22 protein-coding genes, 1 rRNA gene and 1 other annotated feature are annotated in these 25,784 nt (G+C 36.3%); of the genes, 18 read left to right on the forward strand and 5 right to left on the reverse strand.

What is annotated here, in order from left to right; genetic code table 11:
• Window positions 1–270 (forward strand): YfhJ family protein, encoded by a 270-nt coding sequence (locus TY13_RS18265; RefSeq protein WP_042478960.1) that lies wholly within the window; start codon window positions 1–3, stop codon window positions 268–270.
• Window positions 271–679: 409 nt separating this feature from the next.
• Here TY13_RS18265 and TY13_RS18270 read toward each other — a convergent pair whose 3' ends face one another.
• Window positions 680–937 (reverse strand): helix-turn-helix domain-containing protein, encoded by a 258-nt coding sequence (locus tag TY13_RS18270; RefSeq protein ID WP_326586569.1) that lies wholly within the window; start codon window positions 935–937, stop codon window positions 680–682.
• A gap of 289 nt (window positions 938–1,226) precedes the next feature.
• Between TY13_RS18270 and TY13_RS18275 the strand changes: the two genes are divergently transcribed.
• Together TY13_RS18275 and TY13_RS18280 are read left to right on the forward strand one after the other, a co-directional pair.
• Window positions 1,227–2,771 (forward strand): diguanylate cyclase, encoded by a 1,545-nt coding sequence (locus tag TY13_RS18275; protein ID WP_154661639.1) that lies wholly within the window; start codon window positions 1,227–1,229, stop codon window positions 2,769–2,771.
• 145 nt (window positions 2,772–2,916) lie between these two features.
• Entirely contained in the window at window positions 2,917–4,713 is a 1,797-nt protein-coding gene (locus tag TY13_RS18280; RefSeq protein ID WP_230199476.1) for a sensor domain-containing diguanylate cyclase, read from the forward strand.
• Window positions 4,714–4,853: 140 nt separating this feature from the next.
• On the opposite strand, the gene TY13_RS18285 is transcribed toward TY13_RS18280, so the two are convergent.
• Window positions 4,854–5,840, reverse strand: coding sequence for a metal-dependent hydrolase (locus TY13_RS18285; RefSeq protein ID WP_042478962.1), 987 nt, complete (start codon window positions 5,838–5,840; stop codon window positions 4,854–4,856).
• Window positions 5,841–5,929: 89 nt separating this feature from the next.
• On the opposite strand from TY13_RS18285, the gene mutY reads away from it, so the two are divergent.
• From mutY to nikC, 9 genes are all read left to right on the forward strand, one after another.
• On the forward strand, window positions 5,930–6,967 hold the full coding sequence (mutY, locus tag TY13_RS18290; RefSeq protein WP_042478964.1) for an A/G-specific adenine glycosylase: 1,038 nt from the start codon (window positions 5,930–5,932) through the stop codon (window positions 6,965–6,967).
• Window positions 6,968–7,012: 45 nt separating this feature from the next.
• A complete protein-coding gene (locus tag TY13_RS20775) occupies window positions 7,013–7,180 on the forward strand; it encodes a hypothetical protein (RefSeq protein WP_154661640.1) in 168 nt (55 codons plus the stop codon).
• Window positions 7,181–7,498: 318 nt separating this feature from the next.
• Window positions 7,499–8,044 carry a nucleoside tri-diphosphate phosphatase gene (gene ntdP, locus TY13_RS18295; protein ID WP_042478965.1) on the forward strand — a complete coding sequence of 182 codons (546 nt, stop codon included), beginning with the start codon at window positions 7,499–7,501 and terminating at the stop codon, window positions 8,042–8,044.
• A gap of 114 nt (window positions 8,045–8,158) precedes the next feature.
• The gene (locus TY13_RS18300; protein WP_042478966.1) at window positions 8,159–9,901 is read left to right on the forward strand and encodes an ABC transporter ATP-binding protein; all 1,743 of its coding nucleotides are present in this window, start codon (window positions 8,159–8,161) and stop codon (window positions 9,899–9,901) included.
• Between the two features lie 581 nt (window positions 9,902–10,482).
• Entirely contained in the window at window positions 10,483–11,526 is a 1,044-nt protein-coding gene (locus tag TY13_RS18305; protein ID WP_042478968.1) for an ABC transporter ATP-binding protein, read from the forward strand.
• Entirely contained in the window at window positions 11,501–12,475 is a 975-nt protein-coding gene (locus tag TY13_RS18310) for an ABC transporter ATP-binding protein (RefSeq protein ID WP_042478969.1), read from the forward strand. The genes TY13_RS18305 and TY13_RS18310 overlap by 26 nt, the downstream gene beginning before the upstream one ends.
• A gap of 69 nt (window positions 12,476–12,544) precedes the next feature.
• Window positions 12,545–14,146: an ABC transporter substrate-binding protein gene (locus tag TY13_RS18315; protein ID WP_042479012.1), complete on the forward strand. Its 1,602-nt coding sequence runs from the start codon at window positions 12,545–12,547 to the stop codon at window positions 14,144–14,146.
• A gap of 203 nt (window positions 14,147–14,349) precedes the next feature.
• Window positions 14,350–15,354, forward strand: a complete 1,005-nt coding sequence (locus TY13_RS18320; protein ID WP_042478971.1) for an ABC transporter permease — start codon at window positions 14,350–14,352, stop codon at window positions 15,352–15,354.
• Between the two features lie 14 nt (window positions 15,355–15,368).
• A complete protein-coding gene (gene nikC / locus TY13_RS18325) occupies window positions 15,369–16,262 on the forward strand; it encodes a nickel transporter permease (protein WP_042478972.1) in 894 nt (297 codons plus the stop codon).
• A gap of 70 nt (window positions 16,263–16,332) precedes the next feature.
• Here nikC and TY13_RS18330 read toward each other — a convergent pair whose 3' ends face one another.
• Both TY13_RS18330 and TY13_RS18335 read right to left on the reverse strand, forming a co-directional pair.
• Entirely contained in the window at window positions 16,333–17,424 is a 1,092-nt protein-coding gene (locus TY13_RS18330) for an FUSC family protein (protein WP_042478973.1), read from the reverse strand.
• Between the two features lie 63 nt (window positions 17,425–17,487).
• Window positions 17,488–18,774, reverse strand: a complete 1,287-nt coding sequence (locus tag TY13_RS18335) for a glutamate-1-semialdehyde 2,1-aminomutase (RefSeq protein ID WP_042478975.1) — start codon at window positions 18,772–18,774, stop codon at window positions 17,488–17,490.
• 163 nt (window positions 18,775–18,937) lie between these two features.
• Here TY13_RS18335 and bcp point away from each other — a divergent pair, with 163 nt between their 5' ends.
• The 4 genes from bcp to TY13_RS18355 all read left to right on the forward strand — a co-directional run bounded on the left by bcp (window position 18,938) and on the right by TY13_RS18355 (window position 23,275).
• Window positions 18,938–19,408: a thioredoxin-dependent thiol peroxidase gene (gene bcp / locus TY13_RS18340; protein WP_042478977.1), complete on the forward strand. Its 471-nt coding sequence runs from the start codon at window positions 18,938–18,940 to the stop codon at window positions 19,406–19,408.
• Window positions 19,408–20,352, forward strand: coding sequence for a D-2-hydroxyacid dehydrogenase (locus TY13_RS18345; protein WP_042478983.1), 945 nt, complete (start codon window positions 19,408–19,410; stop codon window positions 20,350–20,352). Before bcp ends, TY13_RS18345 begins: the two co-directional genes overlap by 1 nt.
• Window positions 20,353–20,767: 415 nt before the next feature.
• Window positions 20,768–21,214 (forward strand): peroxide-responsive transcriptional repressor PerR, encoded by a 447-nt coding sequence (gene perR, locus TY13_RS18350; RefSeq protein WP_195891722.1) that lies wholly within the window; start codon window positions 20,768–20,770, stop codon window positions 21,212–21,214.
• Window positions 21,215–21,407: 193 nt separating this feature from the next.
• Window positions 21,408–21,645, forward strand: a binding site (T-box leader).
• A gap of 58 nt (window positions 21,646–21,703) precedes the next feature.
• Complete coding sequence (locus TY13_RS18355) at window positions 21,704–23,275, forward strand: 2-isopropylmalate synthase (protein ID WP_042478987.1); 1,572 nt, start codon at window positions 21,704–21,706, stop codon at window positions 23,273–23,275.
• A 45-nt stretch (window positions 23,276–23,320) separates the two neighbouring features.
• Here the strand turns inward: TY13_RS18355 and TY13_RS18360 are convergent, their stop codons facing one another.
• Window positions 23,321–23,668, reverse strand: a complete 348-nt coding sequence (locus TY13_RS18360; protein ID WP_042478988.1) for a YgzB family protein — start codon at window positions 23,666–23,668, stop codon at window positions 23,321–23,323.
• A 139-nt stretch (window positions 23,669–23,807) separates the two neighbouring features.
• Between TY13_RS18360 and TY13_RS18365 the strand changes: the two genes are divergently transcribed.
• Entirely contained in the window at window positions 23,808–24,710 is a 903-nt protein-coding gene (locus TY13_RS18365; RefSeq protein ID WP_042478989.1) for a nucleotidyltransferase-like protein, read from the forward strand.
• Window positions 24,711–25,567: 857 nt separating this feature from the next.
• Window positions 25,568–25,784, forward strand: a 16S ribosomal RNA gene (locus TY13_RS18370); the annotation flags it as partial.

Genomic DNA, 25,784 nt, shown 5'->3' on the forward strand with positions numbered 1-25,784 from the left:
ATGGAGCAACATATTGAAAAACTAACAGAACAGTTACTGAAAAAAAATCCAGCATTGTCAAAAGCGCGAGCACGTGTATGGGTAGAGCTGCTTTGGAGCGATTTCGAGGCAACATCTGCAAAAGCTGGTTATGCATTTCGAGGTGCTGATTATACAGCAAATCTTGTACAGCAGTTAATTGAAAGCTACGGTGACAAACTACACGAATTCGCAGGAAAAAATCCAAAATATGCGCATTTATTAAATAGTAGTGACGATATTGTCCAATAAAAAGATAAAGTGGAGATTCAATCATCTTTTGCCCTATAGGATATTGTAGTATAGTTAAAGAAGTTTAGGTGGGGAATAATAGCCTGAAGAAACCCTTATTGTTAGCTTCACTTATTCACTAAAAATAAATACAGTCTACTAATGTGGGAAAAATAAATAACCAGTTGAGAACAATGAATAAGTTCTCAACTGGTTATTCTTATTTACTAACGTTTAAATGTACTATTTTGTAAATGCTTTACTTAGAAGTAATAGAAGAATTAGCTATTCTGTTTAATACAGTGAGGGATAAAAGTATTTTCTAATAAGTGCTGAGGAATGTTAATATAGTATTTTTTAATTTATTATGTTTGAGATAGCATTTCGGAAATAAGGACATAAGCGTAGATTTAGAAACAATGTGAAATATCTATACTTTTGTACGTTTAATTATGTGACCATCAAAATCTTCCTCCAATTGTTGAACAAACTCTGAGGGCTTCATATTCAATGCATTTGCCAACAGAAAAACGGTAGTAATAGTCGGCTGCTTTATATTTCTTTCTAACATGCTAATATATGTTCGATCAAGGCTGCTTCTTGCTGCTAACTCCTCCTGTGAGAATTTCATGGATAGACGTAACCTTTTTAAAACAGAACCAATTGTAATATTTTCAATTTCAATCAAGAGAAAAAATCCCCTTTTTTAATTAATTACAATAGTATGGAACAATGTAGTCTACATACTATAGTCTACAAAATGGAGCGGAAAGGAAATTTCAATACCTATCGATGCAAAAATATAGTAATATCTATTTTGTAGACTATAGTCTAAATTTGTTAGTTGGAATGAATAATTTGGATATATTTTAAAATTGTTTACCTATAAAAGTGGCGAATTTAACCTAAAATACATCAAAGTACTTAGAGTTTCTTTAATGACGCATAAATTTTGCAAATGAGGGGGAGGATCGTTGGTGTATAAAATAATAACGAAGAAGTGGGTACAATGTTTTTTTATGCTCTTCATTTTGCTATTGTCTACATCAGCGACTTATGCAGCAGAGTATTCAGATAAAATTATATTAGGGCATTATTGTGAGTTTTCCCAAGGTACCCTTAACCGTGCTGTAAATGCTATGCAACATGGTAGCTCAAATTGCGCTAATTTATTACAAATCAATGATACATCTATTAAAGAAATGTATTTAAAATTAAAAGGAGTCTCACTTGTACCATCAAGTATTACGTCCTCTTTTTATCTGACAGATGATGTGGTTAATAATATAGTTCATGATAAATATGCTACAGGTATTCTTTATGGATTTTTCTTAGCTTTGACTGTCTATCATTTATTCCTCTATTTTTCTGTGAAGGACAAGACATATTTATATTATGTACTGATTATAGGTAGTTTTATACTTTATCAAGCAATGCTACAAATTTTAGCTATGGAGTCAATGAAGTCCTGCTGGTTATGTTCCAAAGCAATCGTTGTAAGTGTGCATTTCCTATTCATATTTATATTGTTATTTGCTATACAGTTTCTTGAATTGAAAAGATACGTACCTCGTTATTATCAATTAGCAAAGGGGTTAATGGTTGGTGCATTATTGTCACTTATTATAAGGCTCGTAATGTTTAATGAGACGATCATAAATCCTTTTACTTCTATTTTAGTGACTATTTTTTTATTGTTCGGTGGAGTGCTTGTTTTATTAAAAGGGCAAGTAGTAGCGCGGTTTTATATCGCCGGTTATACAATTTTACTTATTGCTTTGACTTCACAAACATTGTGCTCACACTTATTCAAATGTGATGTTCTAGTTATAGGTGTACTTTTTAATACATTATTTTTGGCATTCGCACTAGGAGATAAAATAAATTTGATAAAAAAAGAACATCAAAAACTACATGACACGTTGAGTGAAACATTGGAATCCAAAGTACAACAGCGGACTCGTGAATTAGAAAAAGCGAAGGAAGAGCTTGAGAAGTTGGCTAATACAGATAGGCTTACACAAATATCGAATCGTGTATATCTAGAAGGAGTGCTTGAAGAGCATTTTCAACTTGCAGAGCAACAGAACATTCCATTTTCAATTATTTTATTAGATATTGATAATTTTAAGGCTGTGAACGATGAGTTTGGTCATCAAGTTGGTGATACAACGCTGATAAAAGTTGCACAAATTCTAAACAACACTATTAGAGAGAAAGATATAGTGGGGAGATGGGGAGGAGAGGAATTTTTAGTTTTGTGCCCGCAAACAATGCTAGATGAAGCTGTTCAAATAGCTGAAAATCTACGGCAACAATTGGCCATTTATCCGTTTCCGATTTTACAACATAAAACAGGGAGCTTTGGAGTTGCTAGCTACATAAAGGGAGAGGACTTAGATTCATTATTAGCAAGGTCTGATAAAGCATTATATAAGGCAAAAAACTGCGGAAGAAACTGTGTGGAATTTGTAGCAATTAGAGAATCAGAAAATATCAGGATTTCTCTATTCGATGAGTAATTCCTTGTATGTAAGTAGAGGGATTTTTCCTTGAAGACCGCTATATTCCTGTTTTATTAAGAAAAATCAATTTGTTGATTATTAGAATTTAGAATATACTTTTGTGAAATTTAGTAAACCGTAAATTAATGGAGGAAGATTATTGTTGTCATATATAAATGCAAAAAGCAAGAAGTTTCTATGTTTTGGAATTCTTTTTATTATTACATATATGCAACTTACTACTTTATCTACCAATGCTGCAGAGCATCCAGAAAAGGTGGTACTAGGAAAATATTATGATATTTTGCGAGATACATCTAACAGCATTACAGTAGAAGAAATTATAAGTGGAATACATGATAAGGCTTTTGAGCCGAGTGAATATGATTACTTATTATTTTGGCATACGACAGATACTATTTGGTTAAGGTTATCTACAAATGATTTACAATTAAAAGAAAAGGATTATTGGATTGAAGTAATTGATAAATTAGAAAGTATTGAAATGTTTTTAGTACAACAGGATGGCTCCTATATTGTGCAACAAAGAGGTATATCTAATGTCGAACAACAAAATATTTCATATCGCTCTAATTTATTTCAAATAAATGAGCCTAATATTACAGAAATTTATTTTAAACTTGAAGGTACACCATTATTACCGCTTAGTATGGTTTCATTTCTTTATACAACAGATGATTTCATTAAAAGCGTGATTGACTATAAGTACTTCACTGGAATTTTCTATGGTTTTTTATTGGCTTTGCTTATTTACAATGTATTTTTATACTTTTCCTTTAAGGAAAGAGTGTATTTATATTATGTGCTTTATATGGCCAGCTTTATTGTTTATCAAGCAACGATGAATTCTTTGGACGTAGAACTATTTGGGCAGTTATTACCAAAATGGTTGTTAACGAAAACGTTGACAATGGGGGCTCATGTTTTATTTGCTTCAATGTTACTATTTTCTATTGAGTTTTTAGAGTTGAGGAAGTATTTACCACGTTGCTACAAAGCAGCAAAAATATTATTAATAACTGCGTTTGTGTTGTTAATTTTTACGCTTATTGTACCAAATGCAAGCAAAGTTAATGATTTTACTCTTGTATATAGCGTCACCGTCTTAATATTTTTATGGATAGTTGGTTTGTTTGTTCTGCTAAAAGGGCAAAAAATGGCACGCTTCTATATGATTGGATGGACGGTATTACTAGGCGCTATTATTGTGCAATCATTAAGCTTTTTAATGATTATTCCATTTCATCCTTATCTGTTTGAGCATGTACCTGCTCTTGGGGCGATTTTTGAAGCAACATTTTTATCGTTGGCACTTGGTGATAAAATTAATTTAATGAAAAAAGAGCATCAAGAGCTACAGATAGAGCTAAATGAAACATTGGAGTATAAAGTACAACAGCGCACTCAACAACTAGAACAAGCCAAACAAGAGCTTGAAAAATTAGCGAATACAGATCTACTTACACAAATATCCAATCGTGTCAGGCTTGATATGGTTTTGGAGGAGTATTTTGCTTTAGTTAAAGAGCATGAAACCCCGTTTTCCATTATTTTATTAGATATCGATAATTTTAAAGAAATTAATGATACATATGGGCATCAAGTAGGGGACCAAGTTTTAATAGAGATTGCCCAAGTATTAAAAGATGCGATACGCGAGCAGGACATTGTTGGTAGATGGGGAGGAGAGGAATTTCTCGTTGTCTGTCCTAATACGTCATTAAATGAAGCCCTTCAATTCGCAGAGGTTTTAAGAATGCGGATCGCCAGCTGTTTATTTCCCGTAGTTCAACATAAAACAAGCAGTTTTGGTGTAGCAAGCTACATAAAAGGGGATACGTTAAATACTTTATTATATAGATCAGATAAAGCATTGTACAAAGCAAAAGCAGGTGGGAAAAATCGGGTTGAGTATATAATGCAAGATTTCCATCAATAGGCAGAAAGGCTGACTGTTGATTACGAAATAAACCGCATGAACTCAAGTTTGGAAACTTTAAGTTCATGCGGCTTTATTTTTACTAATATGCTAAAAAATAAAAAGCTTTTGATTTATTTCTCATTTTCTTTATTGTAAAATCAATCACTTGCCCCGATTTGCAGTTTTCGCTGTAGCTTGTCCTCCGTAAAAATCCAGCCTGTATATGATGTAACGATGTCTAGATCATCATTTAAATGTGCTACCGCGACGAATGGGTAGCGGTTGTTGCTACGATAGCGTAGGTCAATTAAGCGTACTTCTGTTAAGCCGTTGTCAAGCTCGGAAATTTCCCAACGATAAAGGGGGGAGAAAGAAACGAAAGCTTCCAGATTTGAATCGCTTAAAGCTTTTTTGACAAGTGCAGTTTTTGGTAATGGATGAATTTCAAATTTATCATAAATATTAACTGTTCGACCATATGCTTTTCCTACATAATAATGCGTTTTAGAAGCGGCTGCTACACGCCAATTGAAAAAGCGCATTGTCGGCGCAACGATAACATATTCCTCGTCTTGAATTGTCGCATGCACTGCTTTTTTAACTGCCTTTTGGACAAAAAATCGTAGTACATAATATAAAATAATGATGAAATACATGACGCTAAATGTTATGACAGGATTAGCACCGAAAGCCCAGAATAATAGCCCAATGCAATGAATTGTAAAAATAAATGGATCGAATGTATTGATTACGCCTAATGCCACCCATTGTTTAGAAAATGGGCGTAAGGCCTGTGTACCGTAAGCATTGAAAATATCGACGAAAACATGGAGAAAGACAGCAAGTTGAACCCAAAGCCATAAGTGCAAAGTGTTGGCATCTTGGAAAAATAGCGATAAAATAGCCGTTATAAGAAGTGGCCATAATAAAGTAGCGGGAATAGAGTGAGTAATTCCACGATGATGACGAATATAGATTGCGTTATTACGCATTTTTAACACTGTATCAATATCGGGTGCTTGGGACCCGATAATCGTTCCTACCATTACTGCAGTAAATGTGATGGAATGGTTTGCGATGACTGGGTCAGCCAATGCTAAGCCGCCAAGTGCAATACCCATAACTAAATGTGTACCAGAATCCAAAAATCATCATCTCCTTTAAAGGACATCTTGTTACTTCTATCATATACCCTTTTTCAATGAAAGGAAATCTAAAACAAGTGGAGGCAATTGTGAATTACGAATACAAGCAACAATTTCGACAAGCTTTAGTCGAGTGGTTTAATAGAGAAAAAAGAGACTTACCATGGCGACATACGACAGAACCTTATCATATATGGGTATCAGAGGTCATGCTACAACAAACGAGAGTAGATACCGTAATCCCTTATTACAATCGTTTCATTGAGCGTTTTCCAACTGCTGAGGCGCTTGCATATGCACCAGAGCAGGAACTTTTAAAATTGTGGGAAGGATTAGGTTATTACTCACGCGCTCGCAATTTACAGGCTGGTGTACGTGAAGTAGTTGAAACTTACAATAGTGTTGTGCCAGATAATCGAGCGGATATTTCCAAGCTAAAAGGTGTTGGGCCTTATACTGCAGGTGCAATTCTTAGTATTGCTTATGGGAAGCCAGAACATGCAGTTGATGGCAATGTAATGCGCGTTTTAAGCAGAGTACTACATATTAAAGAGGATATCGCCTTACCAAAAACACGTAAAGTGTTTGAGGAAGCGGTTGAATACTTAATTGATCCAGATAACACATCTTCTTTTAATCAAGGATTGATGGAGTTAGGTGCATTAATTTGTACACCAACCTCTCCTAAATGCTTATTATGCCCAGTTCGTGATTATTGTATAGCATTTGAAGAGGGCGATGCGGCTGAGCTACCAGTGAAGACAAAAAAAGTGAAGATGAAAGAGCTTGATTATGATGTAATGGTCGTGGAAAATAATGAAGGCTATTATTTATTAGAGAAACGACCAGAGGAAGGATTACTTGCAAATATGTGGCAATTTCCAATGCTCCAGCGCGGTAAGGAAAATATTAAAGAAAAATATGGTTTAGAAATAGCTGAGCAAAGGCTGTTATTAAAGTTCAAGCATATTTTTTCACATTTAACATGGCATATCGATAGCTACCATGCAACAGGAATAGAAATAAATACTTTGCCTGAAAATGTGCAATGGTTTACGAAAGAGCAAATTGCTGATTTACCAATGCCTGTCCCTATGTCAAAAATTTGGTCACAAATTACTGAATAAATCATTTTATCGTGCACACAATAATGAGCACGGAGGTGATTTACAATGAAACGCAATCAACAAAACAAAGAGCTTGGGCAAAAACAAAACCCAATGCAACGCGAGGAATTTGCAACAGAGCCAGATTTCCGCGAAATGGAAAAAAATAATCAATACGCTGGTAAACAGCAGCCGAAGAAAAACTTTGGCACTCAAAACGAAGAAACAAAATAATTATGAAAAGGGTTGTTCGATAAAGAACAACCCTTTTTCGATAATTTTATGTATTCTTACTACACCTTTGGCAGAACGATTGCTATAATAAAATATGAATGTTACATTATAATATAAATATTTATCTTGATTCAGCAATACTTTTTGTCCTTAGTACAAGCAGCAATAGGGGAAAAATAGTAATGATAGAATTTTTGCTGAATCAAAGTAAAACGTTTGGAAGATGTCACAGGATGTGACTAAGGTTAACTGAGCCAGCTTGAAAAAGTTTGGACGAGTATTATTGATTAATGGTGGACAAAAAAGGTGGGCTTTGATATGGCATTACCAATAGAAGGAGAAACGATACAAATACATAGCTACAAACACAATGGTCGTATCCACCGTATCTGGCAAGAAACGATGGTGCTAAAGGGAACTAGAAATGTTGTTATTGGGGCAAATGAGAAGACGCTTGTAACAGAAGCGGATGGGCGCACTTGGTTGACGAGAGAGCCTTCGATTTGTTATTTCCATGCAGAGCATTGGTTTAATATTATTTGTATGCTGCGAGAAGATGGTGTGTACTATTATTGTAATATGAGTTCACCATTTGTATATGACAATAACTCCCTTAAATACATCGATTACGATTTAGATGTGAAGGTTTTCCCAGATATGTCTTACACATTACTGGATGAGGATGAGTATGAGGAACATAAAAAAGCGATGGCTTACCCTGAAGTAATTGATAAAATTTTAAAGCGTAATGTAGCAAAGCTAATAAGCTGGATTCAGCAGCGCAGGGGTCCATTTGCCCCAGACTTTATCGAAGTATGGACAAATCGTTATCATTTAAATCGTGAAATTCAAGGAGAAAAATGAGTCATAATGAAAGAAGGGGCTTGCCAAATCATTTTGGCAGGCTTTTCGTCGTCTTTTTGTTATAATAGGTATTTAGGCAATCGAAGCATTACATAGAAGGAAGTGGAAAAACACTTGGACAGTATGAAAAGATATATGCGCTTTGTGAAGCCGTATACTTGGGAATTAATTTTAACAATTATAATCGGTGTTTTAAAATTTGCGATACCATTGTTTATTCCGTTACTTATACAAATTGTAATTGATGATATTATTGGTTCGGATACATTAACAAAGGCAGAGATGACGAAGCAGCTCGTTTATTGGCTAGGTGGAACATTAATCGTGTTCTTTATTATTCGCCCGCCAATTGAATATTACCGTCAATATTTTGCTCAAAATATTAGCAATAAAGTGTTGTTTGACATTCGTAAGGAATTGTACACGCATTTGCAAAAGTTGAGCTTAAAATATTATTCAAATACACGAGCGGGGGAAGTTATTTCACGCGTTATTAATGATGTAGAGCAGACGAAAAATTTTGTTATGATTGGGCTAATGAATTTATGGCTTGATTTAGTGACGATTTTAATTGCTGTTGCGATTATGCTAACGATGGATGTTAAGCTAACATTGGTCGCACTTATTTCTTTCCCACTCTATGCGTTCAGCGTAAAATACTTTTTTGGTAAGCTGCGTGATTTAACGCGTAAACGTTCACAGGCTTTAGCAGGAGTGCAAAGTTATTTGCATGAACGTGTAGCAGGGATAAGCATTATTAAAAGTTTTACTTTAGAACGACATGAGCAAAAAATATTTGATGAGACGAATGGTGAGTTTTTAAATAAAGCGTTAGACCATTCGAAATGGAATGCAAAATCATTCGCAGTCGTCAATACAATTACAGATATTGCACCGCTATTAGTAATTGCTTATGCAGGTTATCAAGTAATACATGAAAACTTATCGCTTGGTGTAATGGTAGCATTTATTGCTTATATTGAGCGCTTATACGGACCGCTGCGTCGACTTGTGAGCTCATCTACTACATTAACGCAATCGATTGCGTCAATGGACCGCGTATTTGAATTGTTTGATGAAAAGTACGATATTGTTGATAAAAAATCAGCGCAGTCTTTAAAAAATGTGGCAGGAGAAGTGGCATTTAAAGATGTCGTTTTCCGTTATGAAGATGAAGGGCAAAACGTCCTACAAAATATTAATTTCACTATTAAGGCTGGTGAAACGGCAGCTTTTGTTGGCATGAGTGGTGGAGGTAAGTCAACGATTGTCAGCTTGATTCCGAGATTTTATGATGTCAAAGAAGGTGCTGTGGTGATTGATGGCATGGATGTTCAAGATGTAACATTGGAATCGCTACGTTCGCAAATCGGTATCGTGTTACAGGACAATATTTTATTTAGCGATTCGGTAAGACATAATATTTTAATGGGAAAACCAGACGCAACGGAGGAAGAAATTATTGCCGCTGCTAAAGCTGCGAACGCGCATGATTTTATTATGAACTTGCCAAATGGCTATAACACACAAGTGGGCGAGCGCGGTGTCAAGCTATCTGGGGGACAAAAACAACGTATTGCGATTGCAAGGGTATTTTTGAAAAATCCACCGATACTCGTATTGGACGAGGCAACATCAGCGCTTGATTTAGAAAGTGAAGCATTAATTCAAGAATCGCTAGAGCGTTTAGCACATAATCGTACAACAATCATCATTGCTCACCGCTTATCAACAATTACACATGCTGATAAAATTTTCGTTATTGAACATGGACAACTTGTTGAAGAAGGTAATCATGAGCAGTTAATGCAGCAGCAAGGTTCATATTATAATCTGTTTCAGGTGCAGAAGCTGTAAGTGGAACCCCCTCAAAAAATAAATTTTGGGGGGATTTTGCGTATTAAAATGATTTGATGATTGGGTATCGTCCATTTGATTTATACGAAGGAAATATAATGGATAAAAATATCGAAATCGATGATGTAATTTGAGAAGCATTGAATAATCTTTGAGATTGAATGAATCTTAGACATTGTATAAGAAATAGTTGTGGGGAAACCTTCTCGCAACTTTTTTAATTCTTATAAAGCAATCATTTGTCAAAGAGGCACATTCAGAATTGACTAACCATAAAAAGCAAAAGCCATTGCTACCTCGTATTTGCAAGCAGTGATTAATACGGATGAAAGAAAATTTGTGAGAAGTGCTCAGAAAAATAACCTAGTAATAGAATGAAATAAGAAGCCAAAAAGGGCTTCTTATTTTTTTGTAGAATAATAATTACAGAATTTTCTGTACAATGAAGGTGAAATCGAATATATTAGAAATTAATTAACTATTCTAAAAATGAGTAATATTTATGATGTTTTCAAAATAGGTGAAATCAATCCTAATTTGTACATTTTTAGCTTTATTTCCGAAAAAGAGGGGGCAGCTAGATGAGCCGAAAAAAAATTCTTGAAGTGAAAGATTTAGAAACGAGTTTCTTTACAGACGATGGGAGAATTGCCGCCGTTGACCATATTAGCTTTTCTGTAGAGGAAGGTGAAATTCTAGCTATAGTAGGTGAGTCGGGCTGTGGAAAAAGTGTTACGTCACTATCTATTATGGGGTTAGTGCCAAGCCCACCAGGGAAAATTACAGCAGGAGAAATTTTGTTAGATGGTCAAAACTTAGCTACGCTTTCTGAAAAAGAGATGCGACAAATTAGGGGAAAAGATGTTGCGATGATATTTCAAGAGCCAATGACGTCCCTTAATCCATTATTCACGATTGGTAATCAGATGATGGAAGCGATACAAATTCACAATAAAACGTGGACGAAGAAGCAGGCGAAAGAGCGCGCGATTGAAATGATGAAGCTAGTTGGTTTGCCGCGTGCGGAGGAGTTGTTCAAGGAATATCCTCATCAATTATCCGGGGGAATGAGACAAAGAGTCATGATTGCGATGGCGCTAGTTTGTGACCCAAAGGTATTGATTGCTGACGAGCCTACGACAGCTTTGGACGTAACAATTCAAGCACAAATTCTAAAGCTAATGAAAGATTTAAATATAAGATTACAAACTGCCGTTTTACTAATTACACATGATTTAGGTGTTGTAGCTGAAACATGTGAGCGCGTTATTGTTATGTATGCTGGGCAAATTGTAGAGCAGGCCCCTGTCCAAGAAATTTTTAAAAACCCGCAGCATCCTTATACGAAGGGGCTAATTCAGTCAGTGCCTGATATGCGTTATAAAAAGGATGCACTATATTCCATTCCAGGTAATGTACCAAAGCCAGGTTCTATACAAAAAGGGTGTCGTTTTGCACCGCGTTGCGAGTATGCCTTCCCGCGTTGTAGTGAAGAAAATCCAGAGCTTTATAGTAAAACGAAAGCGCATACAGCACGTTGCTTTTTATTAGATTCGGAAAATGAAGTAGTGCTTCACGCGGAGATGGGGGGACAGGTCAATGGCGAACGTATTGCTGAAAGTTGAGAATTTGACAAAATACTTTCCAATTCGAGCAGGTATGCTAGCTCGAAAAGTTGGGGATGTAAAGGCAGTTAATGATATTTCCTTTGAAGTCTATGAAGGTGAAACATTAGGAATCGTAGGAGAATCGGGCTGTGGAAAGTCAACAACGGGACGCGTTATTATGCGCTTGCATGAGCCAACTAGTGGCAAAGTAACTTTTGATGGAGTGGAATTAACAGCGCTATCGAGTGAAGAGATGAGAAAGGTTAGACGAGATATTCAAATGGTGTTTCAAGATCCATATGCATCGCTGAATCCACGTCATACAGTAGAGAAAATTTTAGAAGAGCCATTAATTGTGCATGGCATCGGTTCAGCTGAAGAGCGTAGGCGTAAAGTGATTGAATACTTGGAGGTAGTGGGCTTGAGCGCATACCATGCGAAGCGTTACCCACACCAATTTAGCGGTGGGCAGCGCCAGCGTATTGGCATTGCAAGAGCGTTGATGACAAATCCGAAGCTGATTATTGCGGATGAACCAGTATCGGCACTTGATGTATCTATTCAGGCACAAGTTTTAAATTTAATGCAAAAGCTGCAAGAAGATTTAAAGCTGACATATATTTTTATAGCACATGATTTAGGCGTTGTTCGCCATATTAGCGATCGTGTCGCTGTCATGTATCTTGGTAGTATGGTAGAGCTAGCAGCAAGTGAGGATTTATATGCAGAGCCACTGCACCCTTATTCGCAAGCCTTACTATCTGCAGTACCGATACCAGATCCAAATTATGAGCGTGAACAGGTTATTTTAACGGGAGATATTCCAAGTCCTTCAAATCCACCAACGGGCTGTGCATTCCATACACGCTGTCCAATGGCAATGGAAGTTTGTAAGCAGCAAGTTCCGCAGTTTAGGCAAGTTAAACCTGGTCATTCTGTTGCCTGTCATTTATATAATGATAGATAACGATGATATATAGATATAAAACATTTAGGAGGGGTTCATTTGAAAAAGAATTTTTGGCTACTCGGATTAATGTTATTAATGCTTTCTGTCTTTTTAGTAGCTTGTGGTACTGATAAAGAAGGTGGAGACAACAGCTCGACGCCAAGTACTGATGGTCAAGACAATACAGATGGCGATAAAACAGAAGATGCAAAACCTCAAATATTAGTATTTGGTCGTGGGGGAGATTCTGTATCGTTAGATCCTGCAATCGTAACTGATGGTGAATCTTATAAAGTAACACAGAACCTTTTTGAAACGTTATTAAACTTTGGGGAGGAAGATACAACAATTCACCCTGGTTTAGCTACAGAATGGGATATTAGTGAGGATGGTTTAACATACACTTTCCAATTACAAGAAGGTGTTAAATTCCACGATGGTACAGATTTCAATGCAGAGGCAGTAGTGAAAAATGTTAATCGCTGGAAAGGTGGTACAGAGGAAGACTTCTACTACTTCAACTCAATGTTTAAAGCTGAAGGTCAAGATATTATCGCAGACGTAAAGGCTGAGGGTGATTACACAGTAGTATTCACATTATCTCGTCAGCAAGCGCCGTTCCTAAAAAACCTTGCGATGAGCCCATTTGGTATCGCGTCTCCAACTGCATTTGAAGCTGCAGGAGATAAATTTGGCGACAATCCAGTAGGAACAGGACCATTTAAGTTTGTAGATTGGAAGCGCAATGATTCTATTACAATTGAAAAATTCGCAGACTACTGGCAAGAAGGGCTACCAAAGCTTGATAAAGTTATTTTCCGTTCAATTCCAGATAATTCTGCACGCTTAAATGACTTAGTAGCAGGTAATATTGATTTAGCAGATGGTATTAATCCTTCTGATGGAAAAGTAATTGAAGCAGATTCAAAATTACAATTAATTGAACGTCCATCGATGAATATTGGTTACTTAGGTTTAACAAGCACACGTAAACCATTCGATAATAAATTAGTACGTCAAGCAGTAAACTATGCAATCGATAAACAAGCGATTGTCGACGCATTCTTTGAAGGGCGTGCGCAAGTTGCAAAAAACCCAATGCCTCCTTCAATTAGCGGCTATAACGATGATATCGAAGGCTATCCATATGATCCAGAAAAGGCGAAAGCTTTATTAGCTGAAGCTGGCTATGATGGCGCGCCAATTGAGCTATGGGCAATGCCAGTACCACGTCCATATATGCCGGATGGTGCAAAAGTAGCGGAAGTTATCCAAAAAAATCTTGAGGATATCGGCATGCCAGCGAAAATCGTCACATATGAGTGGGCAACGTATTTGGATAAGGCAAAGGACGGAGAAGCGGATGCATTTATGTTAGGCTGGACAGGTGATAACGGAGATGCTGACAACTTCATTTACACATTATTAGATGAAGACAATATCGGTAGCAACAACTACTCATATTTCAAAAATGCAGAAACACATAAACTATTAATTCAAGCACAATCTGAAACAGATGAAAATGTTCGTATTGAGCTTTACAAAAAAGCACAAGAAATTATTCATGAAGAAGCACCTTGGGTTCCATTAGCGCACTCAACGCCATTACTTGCTGCAAAAGCGGAAGTAAAAGGCTTCATACCACACCCAACTGGTTCTGATAAATTGACAAATGTATCAATTGAATAACTTGCTTTAATTAAATAAATCGTATAAAGAGCTTAATAATTAAGAACAATACTTTTTATTTTAATAGCGAGCAAGGATTTTTCTAACAGGCGTACTTTTTTTCTAAAAGTTCGTATGGCTGTTGGGAAAGCAAGGGATTAACTAGCTTTCCCGACAGCTCTATTCTTTTTCGTATACAAGATTTTATAGAGAGGTGAAGAATCATGCTTCACTATATTGGAAAACGTTTATTGCATTTGATTCCAGTTTTACTTGGGATGACATTCATTGTGTTTTTAATTATTCGTGCGATTCCTGGTGATCCAGCACAAGTAATTTTAGGTCAGCAGGCAACAGCCGAGGCGGTAGCTGCATTGCGTGACAAATTAGGCTTAAATAATCCTTGGTACATACAATACTTTGATTATCTAAAAGGAATCTTAACAGGAGATTTAGGTGAATCATTACGTACTAGACAAGGGATTGTTACAGAAGTATGGCCTTATTTAGCAGCAACGTTTGAGCTTGCTATTTTTGCAATGATTATTGCTGTTATTGTCGGAATGAATGCGGGGATTGTTTCAGCATGGTTTCAAAATTCATGGTTCGATTATATTGCGATGGTTATAGCGCTAATTGGTGTATCTATACCTATTTTCTGGCTAGGTTTAATGGAACAATGGATTTTTAGTGTTAAATTAGGGTGGCTACCGACATCTGGTCGAGAGGAAGTACGGGATCCCGTATCAGCAATTACACATTTATATTTAATTGATACTTTAATGCAGGGCCGCTTTGATCAATTTGTCGTGACGCTAAAGCATTTAATTTTACCTGGCATTGCACTTGCTACAATTCCGACTGCTATTATTGCACGCATGACAAGAGCTTCGATGTTAGAAGTAATGCGCTCTGATTTCGTTCGTACTGCACGTGCAAAAGGGCAAAAAATGTTTGTAGTTATTTATAAGCATGCACTAAAAAATGCGTTAATACCAGTGTTGACGATTGTCGGTCTACAAACAGGGATGCTGTTAGGTGGAGCAATCTTGACAGAAACGATTTTTAGTTGGCCAGGCATTGGTCGCTATATTTATGAAGCTATTGGCTATCGTGATTATCCTGTAATCCAGTCAGGTATTTTAATTGTGGCATTTTTATTTATTATGATTAATTTAATCGTTGATATTTTGTATACAGTTATTGATTCGAGGATTAAATACAACTAGGAGGAGGGGAAAATATGTCTGAAATTGCATCAAAAACTAGTATTAATCTAGCACAGGAAGACCAAGTTGTTGGACCTTGGAAAGAGGCTTGGCGCAGCTTTCGAAAAAATAAATCAGCACTTGTTGGAACAGCTATTGTCATATTTTTCGTCCTTCTAGCTATCTTGGGTCCATTTATAGCACCGCAAGGGATTAACGATCAAAATTTATCACAACGATTATTACCACCATCTTCTGAGTTTTGGTTTGGAACAGATGATTTAGGACGAGATATTTTTTCACGTATTTTGCATGGCGCGCGTATCTCTTTAACGGTTGGATTTTTTGCTGTAGTAATATCTGCAGCAGCAGGTAGCTTTTTAGGAATTATTGCAGGTTATTATGGAAAGTGGATTGATACGATTATTTCGCGTATTTTTGATATTATGCTAGCATTCCCTAGCATTTTATTGGCGATTGCTGTTGTATCGATTTTAGGTCCAAGTTTACGCAATGCTTTAATTGCAATTGCCATTATTAATATACCGAATTTTGGACGCTTAATCCGCTCACGTGTATTGTCTATTAAAGAGGAAGAATATATTCACGCTGCTAAAGCAATAGGAATGAAAAACGCACGTATTTTATGGCGCCATATTTTACCGAATTCAATGACACCTGTTATTGTTCAAGGGACGTTAGCCATTGCTACAGCTATTATTGAAGCGGCTGCATTAGGCTTTTTAGGGTTAGGAGCTGAAGCACCACAGCCTGAATGGGGCAAAATGCTTGCAGATGCACGTATTTTCTTATTGAATGCACCTTGGGCAATGATTTTCCCAGGCTTAGCAATAATGCTAACAGTTGTTGGTTTTAACTTAATGGGAGATGGCTTGCGAGACGCCCTTGATCCAAAGATGAAAAGCTAACGAGATTCTCTTAATATTTTACTTAAAAAGCAAAGAGGTGCTTGGAATTTTTCCGAGCACCTCTTTTTTGTTAATAAAACTCTGTCTCTAAATCAATATTTGCTTCTTCGCTATGGTGATTTCGATATGACATAATCAACTTATCTAAATGCTCCAAGTTTTCTTCATAATCTAAAATACGAGATAAAATGTAAAGAAGATGGTAGCTAGAAAATTCTTCTTCGCCCTCAGTTTCCTTTGCTATTGTAATTTGTTTAATAAACAAATCCATTACTTCAGTACGCTGTAAATGCTCCTCTTGCCGCACCCATGTAGAATGGTCTGCACGTAATTTCCCAGTAAATTTTAAGAGCAGCTGTTCATGGTAAGTTAATAATAAATCAACGCGCTCTTGGATTAACATTAAAATAGTCTCAGGTAAATTGGATAACTCATTTTCATGCTTATGCAGGCGTTGTAGGAGCTCTAAGCTTTTTTTAGATGTTGTAATCATTTGGCGGTAAATGACAAGCTTTCGCGCCTTTACGTATTTTTGATTTTTTAAATATCTACGTTCTTCTTTATAAAGCTCATATAATACATCGATTTGTGATAGACGAGATTTTAATTTTGTTAAAGCTGTTTTGGTGGATGTATGCTCGCTTGCTTGGCGAACAGCGAGACGAGTCCAACGAATAATATCATCCTGCATGGAATTAATATTTGTAAATAGCTTTATTTCATAGCGCGGTGGTAAAAAAATAAAATTAACAATAAATGCTGCAAAAACTCCGATCATCACAGTAGTAAATCGGATAAGCGCAAATGTTAAAAAATCATCCCCTTGAAACTCCATAATTGCTACTACAGTAACAAGTGCAAGTGTCAATGATTTTTCTAGCTTAAATTTCATTGCTATACCGATAACAAGTATTGCTGCGATACCAATAGCAACTAAATGATGTCCGAAAATCAGCCCGAATACTACAGCAACAATAGCTCCAATTAAGTTGCCTTGTATTTGCTCTAAAATCGTTAAATACGAGCGATAAATAGATGGTTGAATTGCGAAAATCGCAGCAATTCCAGCGAATACTGGCGATGGCAAATGAAATAATTCGGCTAAAAATAGCGCGAAAACGATAGCAACACCAGTTTTTAAAATTCGAGCACCGAACTTCATAATAGCGATCCTCTTTTCCTTTAGTAAAACGGTATATGCGCTCGACATATACCGTTCACTCATTTATAGTTGTGAAAATGCATAATCCACTGCAGCAATAGTTTCAATAATATCTTCTTCTGTATGCTCAGTTGTTAAGAACCACGCTTCATATTTTGAAGGGGCTAAATTGATGCCTTGCGATAACATTAATTTGAAGAAGCGGCCGAAAATTTCACCATCAGATTTTTCTGCTTGATCATAATTTTCTACTTTTTCATCTGTAAAGTAAATAGTTAATGCGCCTTTTAGACGGTTTACGGTAATTGTTACATTATACTTCTCAGCAGCTTCTAAAATACCTTTTTCTAAAATTGCGCCAAGACGATCCATTTCATCATAAATACCAGGTTGTTTCAGTACTTCAAGACAAGCGATACCAGCTTGCATAGAAGCAGGGTTACCAGCCATTGTACCAGCCTGGTATGCTGGACCTAATGGTGCAACTGTATCCATAACTTCTTTTCTGCCACCGTAAGCGCCGATTGGTAGACCACCGCCAATTACTTTCCCTAGTGCAACTAAATCTGGCGTTAAGCCAAGCATCGTATGCGCTGCACCATAATGGAAGCGGAATGCTGTGATAATTTCATCATGAATTGTTAGAGCACCATATTCTTTTGCTATTTCATGAACTAACTCTAAAAAGCCTGGTTTTGGCTCTACGATACCGAAGTTACCAACGATTGGCTCAATTAAAATACCTGCTACTAAGTTACCCCAGCGTTTCATTGCGTGTTTAAATGCCTCTGGATCATTGAACGGCACGGTGATGACTTCTGTAGCAACGCTCTCAGGAACACCAGCAGAGTCAGGTGAGCCTAATGTTGCTGGACCAGAACCAGCGGCAACTAAAACTTGGTCAAAATGTCCATGGTAACAGCCAGCAAATTTTATCATTTTTGTTCGACCAGTGTAGGCACGAGCAATACGAACTGTCGTCATAACTGCCTCTGTTCCAGAGTTGTTAAAGCGTACTTTATCTAATGTTGGAATTGCTTCTTTAAGCATTTTAGCAAACTTTACTTCATGCTCTGTCGCTGTACCGAAAAGTACACCCGTTTCAGCGGCATGTGCGATTGCCTTTGCGATATGTGGATGTCCATGTCCTGTAACGATAGGGCCATATGCTGCTAAATAATCGATGTAGCGGTTGTCGTCTATATCATAAAAATATGCCCCTTTACCATAGGCCATTGCAACAGGTGCTCCTCCACCAACAGCTTTATAAGAGCGCGATGGACTGTTAACACCACCAACGATATGTTTTAGTGCTTCTTCATGTAAGGCTTCTGATTTTGCGTATCTCATTTTTGTTCCTCCAAATAATTTAATTCTCTTCTATTGTAGACCGAATTTTCATTTCATGCCAAAGAATTTGAAAGGATGGGCATAGTTCGGTACGATAGAAAGTGAGTAGGGGTTTCCTTTAGGCTCAACAAATTTTAGTCGAGGTTGAAAAGGAGTGAGAAAAATGACGTTGTTACATAAGCAGGCACCAGATTTTACATTAGAAAATGAGCATGGTCAACCTTTGCATCTTAGCGATTTTATTGGGAAAAATGTTGTGTTATATTTTTATCCTAAAGATATGACTCCAGGCTGTACAACAGAGGCTTGTGATTTCCGAGATGCCTATGCTGATTTTTCAGAGCTAAATGCAGTTATTTTAGGTGTGAGTGCAGATGATGCAAAAAAGCATACGAAGTTTATCGAGAAATATAATTTACCGTTTTCATTATTAGTTGATACTGACCATTCTGTAGCAGAATCCTACGGAGTATGGGTGCTGAAAAAAATGTATGGTCGAGAATTTATGGGCATAGAGCGGTCGACTTTTTTAATTGATGAAAAAGGTATTGTAGTGAAGGAATGGCGCAAGGTGCGTGTGAAAAACCATATTGAGGATGTTTTAACTTTTTTACGCGAAGGGAGTAATGTGTAATGCGAGTTTATTTTACGTTCGAACCAAGGGAAGATTTACAAAAACCACTAGTAGCTGAGTTTCCAGAAGTGGATTTTGTATTTGATGCCAAGCTGAATGAGGAACAATTAATGAAGGCAGATATAGTTGTTACATATGGAGAAGATTTAACAGTAGCAAATATAGCACTTGCTGATAAATTACAATGGATTTTTGTGGCATCAGCTGGGGTAGAAAAAATGCCTGCGCAAGCAATTGCAGAACGCGATATTTTCGTTTCAAATGTGCGAGGTATTCATAAAAAACCGATGACTGAATCTATACTAGCGCATATTTTAGCGCTGAAACGTGGGTTACCTTTTATTTATGAGCAACAGAAAAAAGGCGAGTGGAATAAAAAGACGAGCCTTTCAGAGTTAAATGGCTCTACTGCTCTTATTATAGGTCCGGGAGCAATAGGTGCAGAAATTGGACGAATTTTACAAGCGTTTGGCGTTCATACAATTGGCTGCAATCGCAGTGGCAAATCAATTGAGTCGATGAATGAAACGTATGTAATCGATGATTTAAAAGCGCACCTACCAAAAGCAGATATCGTAATTTCAATGCTACCAAGCACAGCTGAAACAAAATATTTACTAACATATGGGCATTTTGAAATGATGAAAGATACTGCAATTTTCATGAACTTTGGACGAGGTAATGTAGTAAAAGAAGAGGAGCTAGTGCGCGCTCTTCAAAATAAGATAATCGGTCATGCTGTTTTAGATGTGTTTGAAGTGGAACCGTTGCCAAAGGAAAGTCTGCTGTGGAAGCTTGACAATGTAACGATTTCACCACATTTTTCTAGCCATTCGTCTCGCTATGTTGAGCGTGCCCTTGAAATTTTTGAGCCGAGCTTAAAAAAATGGTTAGATGGTGAGCGTGATTTAGAAAATAAAGTTGATTTATTACGCGGCTATTAATTTTAATTGAGAATCATTGGGTGTTAAATGAGAAATGTTGTTTTTTAGTACACAAATTATTGAAATTACCTCTTTATTTTCATAATTAATTTGCTTATAATCAATTACGCTTCAATCTAATGGAATCAAGGGTTTTTCGAGCAAGCTTGCAAACGGAAGTTAACATAAAAACGAACTAACAGTTAATTGACTTGTATCAAGCAGGTCTCTTGTCCAAAATAGTGACATCCGTTGAATGGAATGCAAATTACCTTGTTATCTATAGAGACGGGAGTATTCTGTATCTAATGCAACGCTCTCGACGCAAAACACTTAGAATAAGGGGAAGCAAATGTTGACAGAGTGTAGTTGAATTCGATACACTAATTATAACAATTATAAATTAATAATTATGTATGAAAAGAGGTGCATGGCGATGTCTAAAATGCATTTAAACAATGCGCTGGACACGTTAAAGGCTACTGGTGTAAGGATTACTCCACAACGTCATGCGATTTTAGAGTATTTAATTCAGTCAATGAATCACCCTACCGCAGATGATATATATAAAGCGCTTGAAGATAGGTTTCCAAACATGAGTGTCGCAACGGTGTATAATAATTTGCGCGTATTCCGAGAGGTAGGCCTTGTAAAGGAGCTTACTTATGGAGATGCAGCAAGCCGATTCGATTTTGCAACGGGCGATCATTACCATATGATTTGTGAAACTTGTGGTAAAATTGTGGATTTCCATTACCCAGGCTTAAACGAAGTAGAGCATTTTGCTTCACATGTTACAGGATTTAAAGTAAATTCACATCGTTTAGAAGTGTATGGAACTTGTCCTAGCTGCATTGAAAGTCAAGGAAAAAAAGCATTATAAAAAACATGCGTCCCCCAAAAAATTGGGGGCGCTTTTTTTATTTTAGCAAGTATCTTCGATTTTAAATATAGCTTTCTTACAAGTTTGAGAAATCGGGTCTTTGTTTAATTCATTAAAAAGCAGAAAAAATAAAATTTTCTAAATATTATTGACAAAAGAAATAGGTTCGTATACTATGCTATTTAATAATAAATTTTAAGCATTGAGTGGAAATAGTAAAAGTGCCTGTGTACTTGTAGAGAGCTGATGGTTGGTGGAAATCAGTAGACACACATTTTGAACTCGTCCATGAGCTATTCCCTGAACTCATAGTAAGGGTAATCGGTTTCCTCCGTTATCGGGATAAACAGTGTTAGCTGTTGATAAAGAGGGCTTTTCTATAAAGGAAAGGCCAACTAGAGTGGTACCGCGAGCTTAAACTCGTCTCTATTTATTAGAGGCGGGTTTTTTTATTTTCAAAATACATTTAGTAAGAAGGAGTGCTAGAAAATGAGCAGAAAAATTTGGGTGTTTGATACGACGCTACGCGATGGAGAGCAAGTGCCAGGGGCAAAGCTAAATTTATTTGAAAAGGTAGAAATTGCACAGCAGCTTAAAAAGCTAGGTGTCGATATAATTGAAGCTGGTTTCCCTGCATCCTCACAAGGTGATTTTGATGCTGTAAAAGCAGTTGCTGAAAGGGTAGGGAATACAAGTGATATTATGATTACAGCATTAGCGCGTGCAGTGAAAGCGGATATAGATTCGGTTTATAACGCAGTAAAATATGCCGAAAATCCGATGATTCACATGGTGCTTGGCACTTCAGATATTCATGTTGAGAAAAAATTCAGCAAATCAAAAGATCAAATATTACAAATTGGCGTGGACGCTGTTAAGTATGCGAAAACTTTATTACCACAAGTACAATATTCAACTGAGGATGCTTCGCGCTCAGATTTCGAATATTTATGGAAAACAATTGAAGCGGTTATGAAGGCTGGAGCGACAATGATTAATGTACCTGATACGGTAGGTTATGCTGAACCTGAGCAATGGGGAGAAATGATTGGTAAACTTGCATACCGTATGAAAAACACAGATGATTCAGTATTACTATCTGTCCATTGCCATAATGATTTAGGTATGGCGACAGCAAATACTTTAGCGGCGATTAAAAATGGGGCTGATAAAGTAGAATGTACGATTAATGGTATTGGTGAACGTGCAGGTAATGCAGCATTAGAGGAAGTAGTAATGGCAATTAAAACACGTGGTGATGTATACGACGTACACACAAATATTAATACAAAGGAAATTATGAATACATCTCGTCTTGTCTCAAGCTTTATGGGATTGGATGTGCAAGTGAATAAGGCAATTACAGGTGACAATGCTTTTGCACATTCATCAGGTATACATCAAGATGGTTTATTAAAATCACGCGATGCATATGAAATTGTTCACCCTGAGGATGTAGGGCTAGAGGATATGGAATTGGTGTTAACAGCCCGCTCTGGTCGTCATGCGGTGAAAAATGCTCTTGAAAAATTAGGGTTCTCTAACCTTTCAGCAGATGAATTTGAAGGTATTTTCGAAGGCTTTTTAAAGCTGGCAGATGCTAAAAAAGAAGTCTATGATCACGATTTATATGTAATTGTCGAAGATTATTATGAAAAACATAATGCGAATCATGCAAATGCAACACACTATAGTGAACAATTTTTCAGCTTTGAAGATCTACAAGTTGTCAGCAATGCAAGCTTCCCATCAGCTAGTGTGAAAATAAGTAAAGGTGATGAAATGTTTAAATCAAGTGCTGTTGGCTCAGGTCCTATCGATGCACTTTACTCTGCAATTGCAAGTATTACCAATATTGATGTAAAGCTTATTGAATATAATATTAATAGCGTATCGCGCGGGCAAGAAGCTTTAGGGAAAGTGAAAATCACTGTAGAACACGAAGGAGAAAAGTTTATTGCGAAGGCAGCGGATACGGATATTTTAAAAGCAAGTGCGCTAGCTTATATTAATGCTATTAATAGCATTATTGTTTCGAAATTAGTACCTGTGATAAATTAGCTCATGTAAAAAGCCAGCAAGAGTTTTTCTAGCTGGCTTTTAGTTTTACTGCTTTTTATTATTGTATGTTTGATTAAACTCTTTGCCTTCTAATGTAGGGTCCAAAGTCAATGGCTCATTGCAATACATACACATATCTACACGACCCAATACTTTTGTATGCTTGCCACAATTTGGGCAAACGACTTGCACTGCCCGAGTTGATAATAAACCAATCCAGCCGTAAACTGCAGTACTGCCAAAAATACATAGCAAGCCAAGCGTCATAAAAATAATGACTAAAATTTGGTTTTCTCTAAAGAAAATGGCTCCATACATTATAACAAATCCGATAAAGATTAGTGCTAATGCAAATGAGCGGATTTTATTTATTTTATTTTGATATTTTTTCATTGTAATTTGCCTCCCCAACTACTATAACATACAATGAAATTATTTTAGTATGAGAATATGTAAATTTGAAAGGGTTTCTTGCATTTGTTGTCGAAAGAACATTAACAGATGACAATTTATTGTTTGGAGGGGAAGTATTATGGAGCAAATTTTACGTCCGATTTATCAGGAACGAGCAAGTCATCCTGATACATTAGGGATTATTTTAATAAACAGAAAAGAAGATGCGCTAAATATTACAAATACATTTGATTCCGTACTTCTTATTATTGTGAAGGAACAAGAAGCTTCTATCTTCACAAAGCATTATATGTATGGCGATAAAAAAATGGTAATGCATATATTAACGGAGAAGCGTTTAAAAAAATGGCTATTTGTAGGCTCACATAAGCGATTAGTAGACTGGCTCTTTTTTGGGAAAATCATTTTTGATCGTAATGAATTTTTATATAAACTACGTTCAGAATTACAAGAATTCCCTTTCTTTGGGCGCAAAATAAAAACAGGCATTCAATTTAGCAAGCTTATCCGTCGTTATTTAGAAGGGAAAGAGTTTTTCGAGAGTGGAAATTATTTAGATTCTTATAGCCACGTAGTGGATTCATTGCATCATTTAGGTAGACTATCAATTATTGATAATGGCTTATATCCAGAGGTAACAGTTTGGTCACAAGTGAAAAAAATTGAGCCAGCGATTTATAAATTGTATGAAGAACTAGTGATGAGTGATGAAAGTTTAGAGAAGCGTTTAGAGCTGCTGTTTTTAGCAATTGAGTTTTTAATCAACTCGCGAACTCAAGATGCCGCTCAGCATATTTTAGAAATAATGCTGACTCAGCCATCGTGGACGATTCAACAGTTGCATGAACACGAGGAGCTTTGCCTGTATTCTACAGAATTAGAAGTGTTCATAGAGTATTTAGTGGATAAGGAATATATCTTAGTAGAACCTACTTTAGCAAAAAGTGAGGCAATATTCCATCGCAATTATGTGGTCGATCGACAATTCGTAGAAGATAAATATAACATAGGTAAAATATAAGTAATATTGAAGTCCGAAATACATTTTGTTTTTTTGATACCGTTACTAACGATAATCCATTATATATGAATTGGTTGTAAATCCTGTTAAAAATGTTGCATATGACTATAGGGGTTTTAAGTTGTTATTGCCCAGTTTTTAATGATTATAATAATTGACGGTGTAATAAAGAGAATAGAGATAAAATGGTATTAAGTAAAATTAAAAAAGCAGAAGATCATAATTAAGATCTTCTGTTTTTTTAGTTTGATACTTATGCTATTGCCAGATTAGGTGGTATCTGGCGTTGCATAAGTTGAAGTGGAGATCCTTGTCCCATTAATAATTTTAAATTTGTTGAAATGTCAACTGATGCATCAAGTTTGTAAATTTACTAAATAAACTTAGGGCAATACCTAGAGAAAATAGTGCTTAAATTTTCATTCAAAGTATAGAGGTTGGTGTTACTTTTTATGAACTGAATGAACAATTCGTTGTGGGATAAAGAAAAAGAATATCGAGTAATTTAAAACATTTAAATAGGAAGTTATTCTGTATTTTAAAAAGATCTCTAAGCAAGAATCAAATTCTTTAAATTTTTTTAGTAAAAGTGTTGACTTATTTTAATGAAATGGGTTATTATATTTTATGTCGCTAAGACATAGCATTTGAGATTTGAAGAGATGAAAAAACTTTTAAAAAAAGTATTGACAAACCAAAACTTAAATGTTAAATTAAAGAAGTCGCTTGCGAAGGCGGCGAAATGAACCTTGAAAACTGAACAAGCAATACGTGAATGAATAAAGTTTCATTGAATAGATGAAACACAATTTTGGACATCAAAAAGATGCCAGCAATTTGAGCTTACTCAAATTCTTTTTATGGAGAGTTTGATCCTGGCTCAGGACGAACGCTGGCGGCGTGCCTAATACATGCAAGTCGAGCGGGCGTATCTTTGGTGCTTGCACCAGATTTACGCTAGCGGCGGACGGGTGAGTAACACGTGGGCAACCTGCCCTGTAGATGGGGATAACTCCGGGAAACCGGGGCTAATACCGAATAATACTTTGAAACACATGTTTTGAAGTTGAAAGA

The organism is Bacillus ndiopicus, assembly GCF_000612805.1.
Taxonomy (GTDB): Bacteria; Bacillota; Bacilli; order Bacillales_A; family Planococcaceae; genus Metasolibacillus; species Metasolibacillus ndiopicus.

Excerpts from the sequence above, each read along its gene's own strand:
- TY13_RS18265 (WP_042478960.1), top strand. The coding sequence starts at position 1 with ATGGAGCAACATATTGAAAAACTAACAGAACAGTTACTGAAAAAAAAT.
- TY13_RS20775 (WP_154661640.1), top strand. The coding sequence starts at position 7,013 with ATGAAACGCAATCAACAAAACAAAGAGCTTGGGCAAAAACAAAACCCA.
- ntdP (WP_042478965.1), top strand. The coding sequence starts at position 7,499 with ATGGCATTACCAATAGAAGGAGAAACGATACAAATACATAGCTACAAA.
- TY13_RS18305 (WP_042478968.1), top strand. The coding sequence starts at position 10,483 with ATGAGCCGAAAAAAAATTCTTGAAGTGAAAGATTTAGAAACGAGTTTC.
- TY13_RS18310 (WP_042478969.1), top strand. The coding sequence starts at position 11,501 with ATGGCGAACGTATTGCTGAAAGTTGAGAATTTGACAAAATACTTTCCA.
- TY13_RS18315 (WP_042479012.1), top strand. The coding sequence starts at position 12,545 with ATGTTATTAATGCTTTCTGTCTTTTTAGTAGCTTGTGGTACTGATAAA.
- TY13_RS18320 (WP_042478971.1), top strand. The coding sequence starts at position 14,350 with ATGCTTCACTATATTGGAAAACGTTTATTGCATTTGATTCCAGTTTTA.
- nikC (WP_042478972.1), top strand. The coding sequence starts at position 15,369 with ATGTCTGAAATTGCATCAAAAACTAGTATTAATCTAGCACAGGAAGAC.
- TY13_RS18330 (WP_042478973.1), bottom strand. The coding sequence starts at position 17,424 with ATGAAGTTCGGTGCTCGAATTTTAAAAACTGGTGTTGCTATCGTTTTC.
- TY13_RS18335 (WP_042478975.1), bottom strand. The coding sequence starts at position 18,774 with ATGAGATACGCAAAATCAGAAGCCTTACATGAAGAAGCACTAAAACAT.
- bcp (WP_042478977.1), top strand. The coding sequence starts at position 18,938 with ATGACGTTGTTACATAAGCAGGCACCAGATTTTACATTAGAAAATGAG.
- TY13_RS18345 (WP_042478983.1), top strand. The coding sequence starts at position 19,408 with ATGCGAGTTTATTTTACGTTCGAACCAAGGGAAGATTTACAAAAACCA.
- perR (WP_195891722.1), top strand. The coding sequence starts at position 20,768 with ATGTCTAAAATGCATTTAAACAATGCGCTGGACACGTTAAAGGCTACT.
- TY13_RS18355 (WP_042478987.1), top strand. The coding sequence starts at position 21,704 with ATGAGCAGAAAAATTTGGGTGTTTGATACGACGCTACGCGATGGAGAG.
- TY13_RS18360 (WP_042478988.1), bottom strand. The coding sequence starts at position 23,668 with ATGAAAAAATATCAAAATAAAATAAATAAAATCCGCTCATTTGCATTA.
- TY13_RS18365 (WP_042478989.1), top strand. The coding sequence starts at position 23,808 with ATGGAGCAAATTTTACGTCCGATTTATCAGGAACGAGCAAGTCATCCT.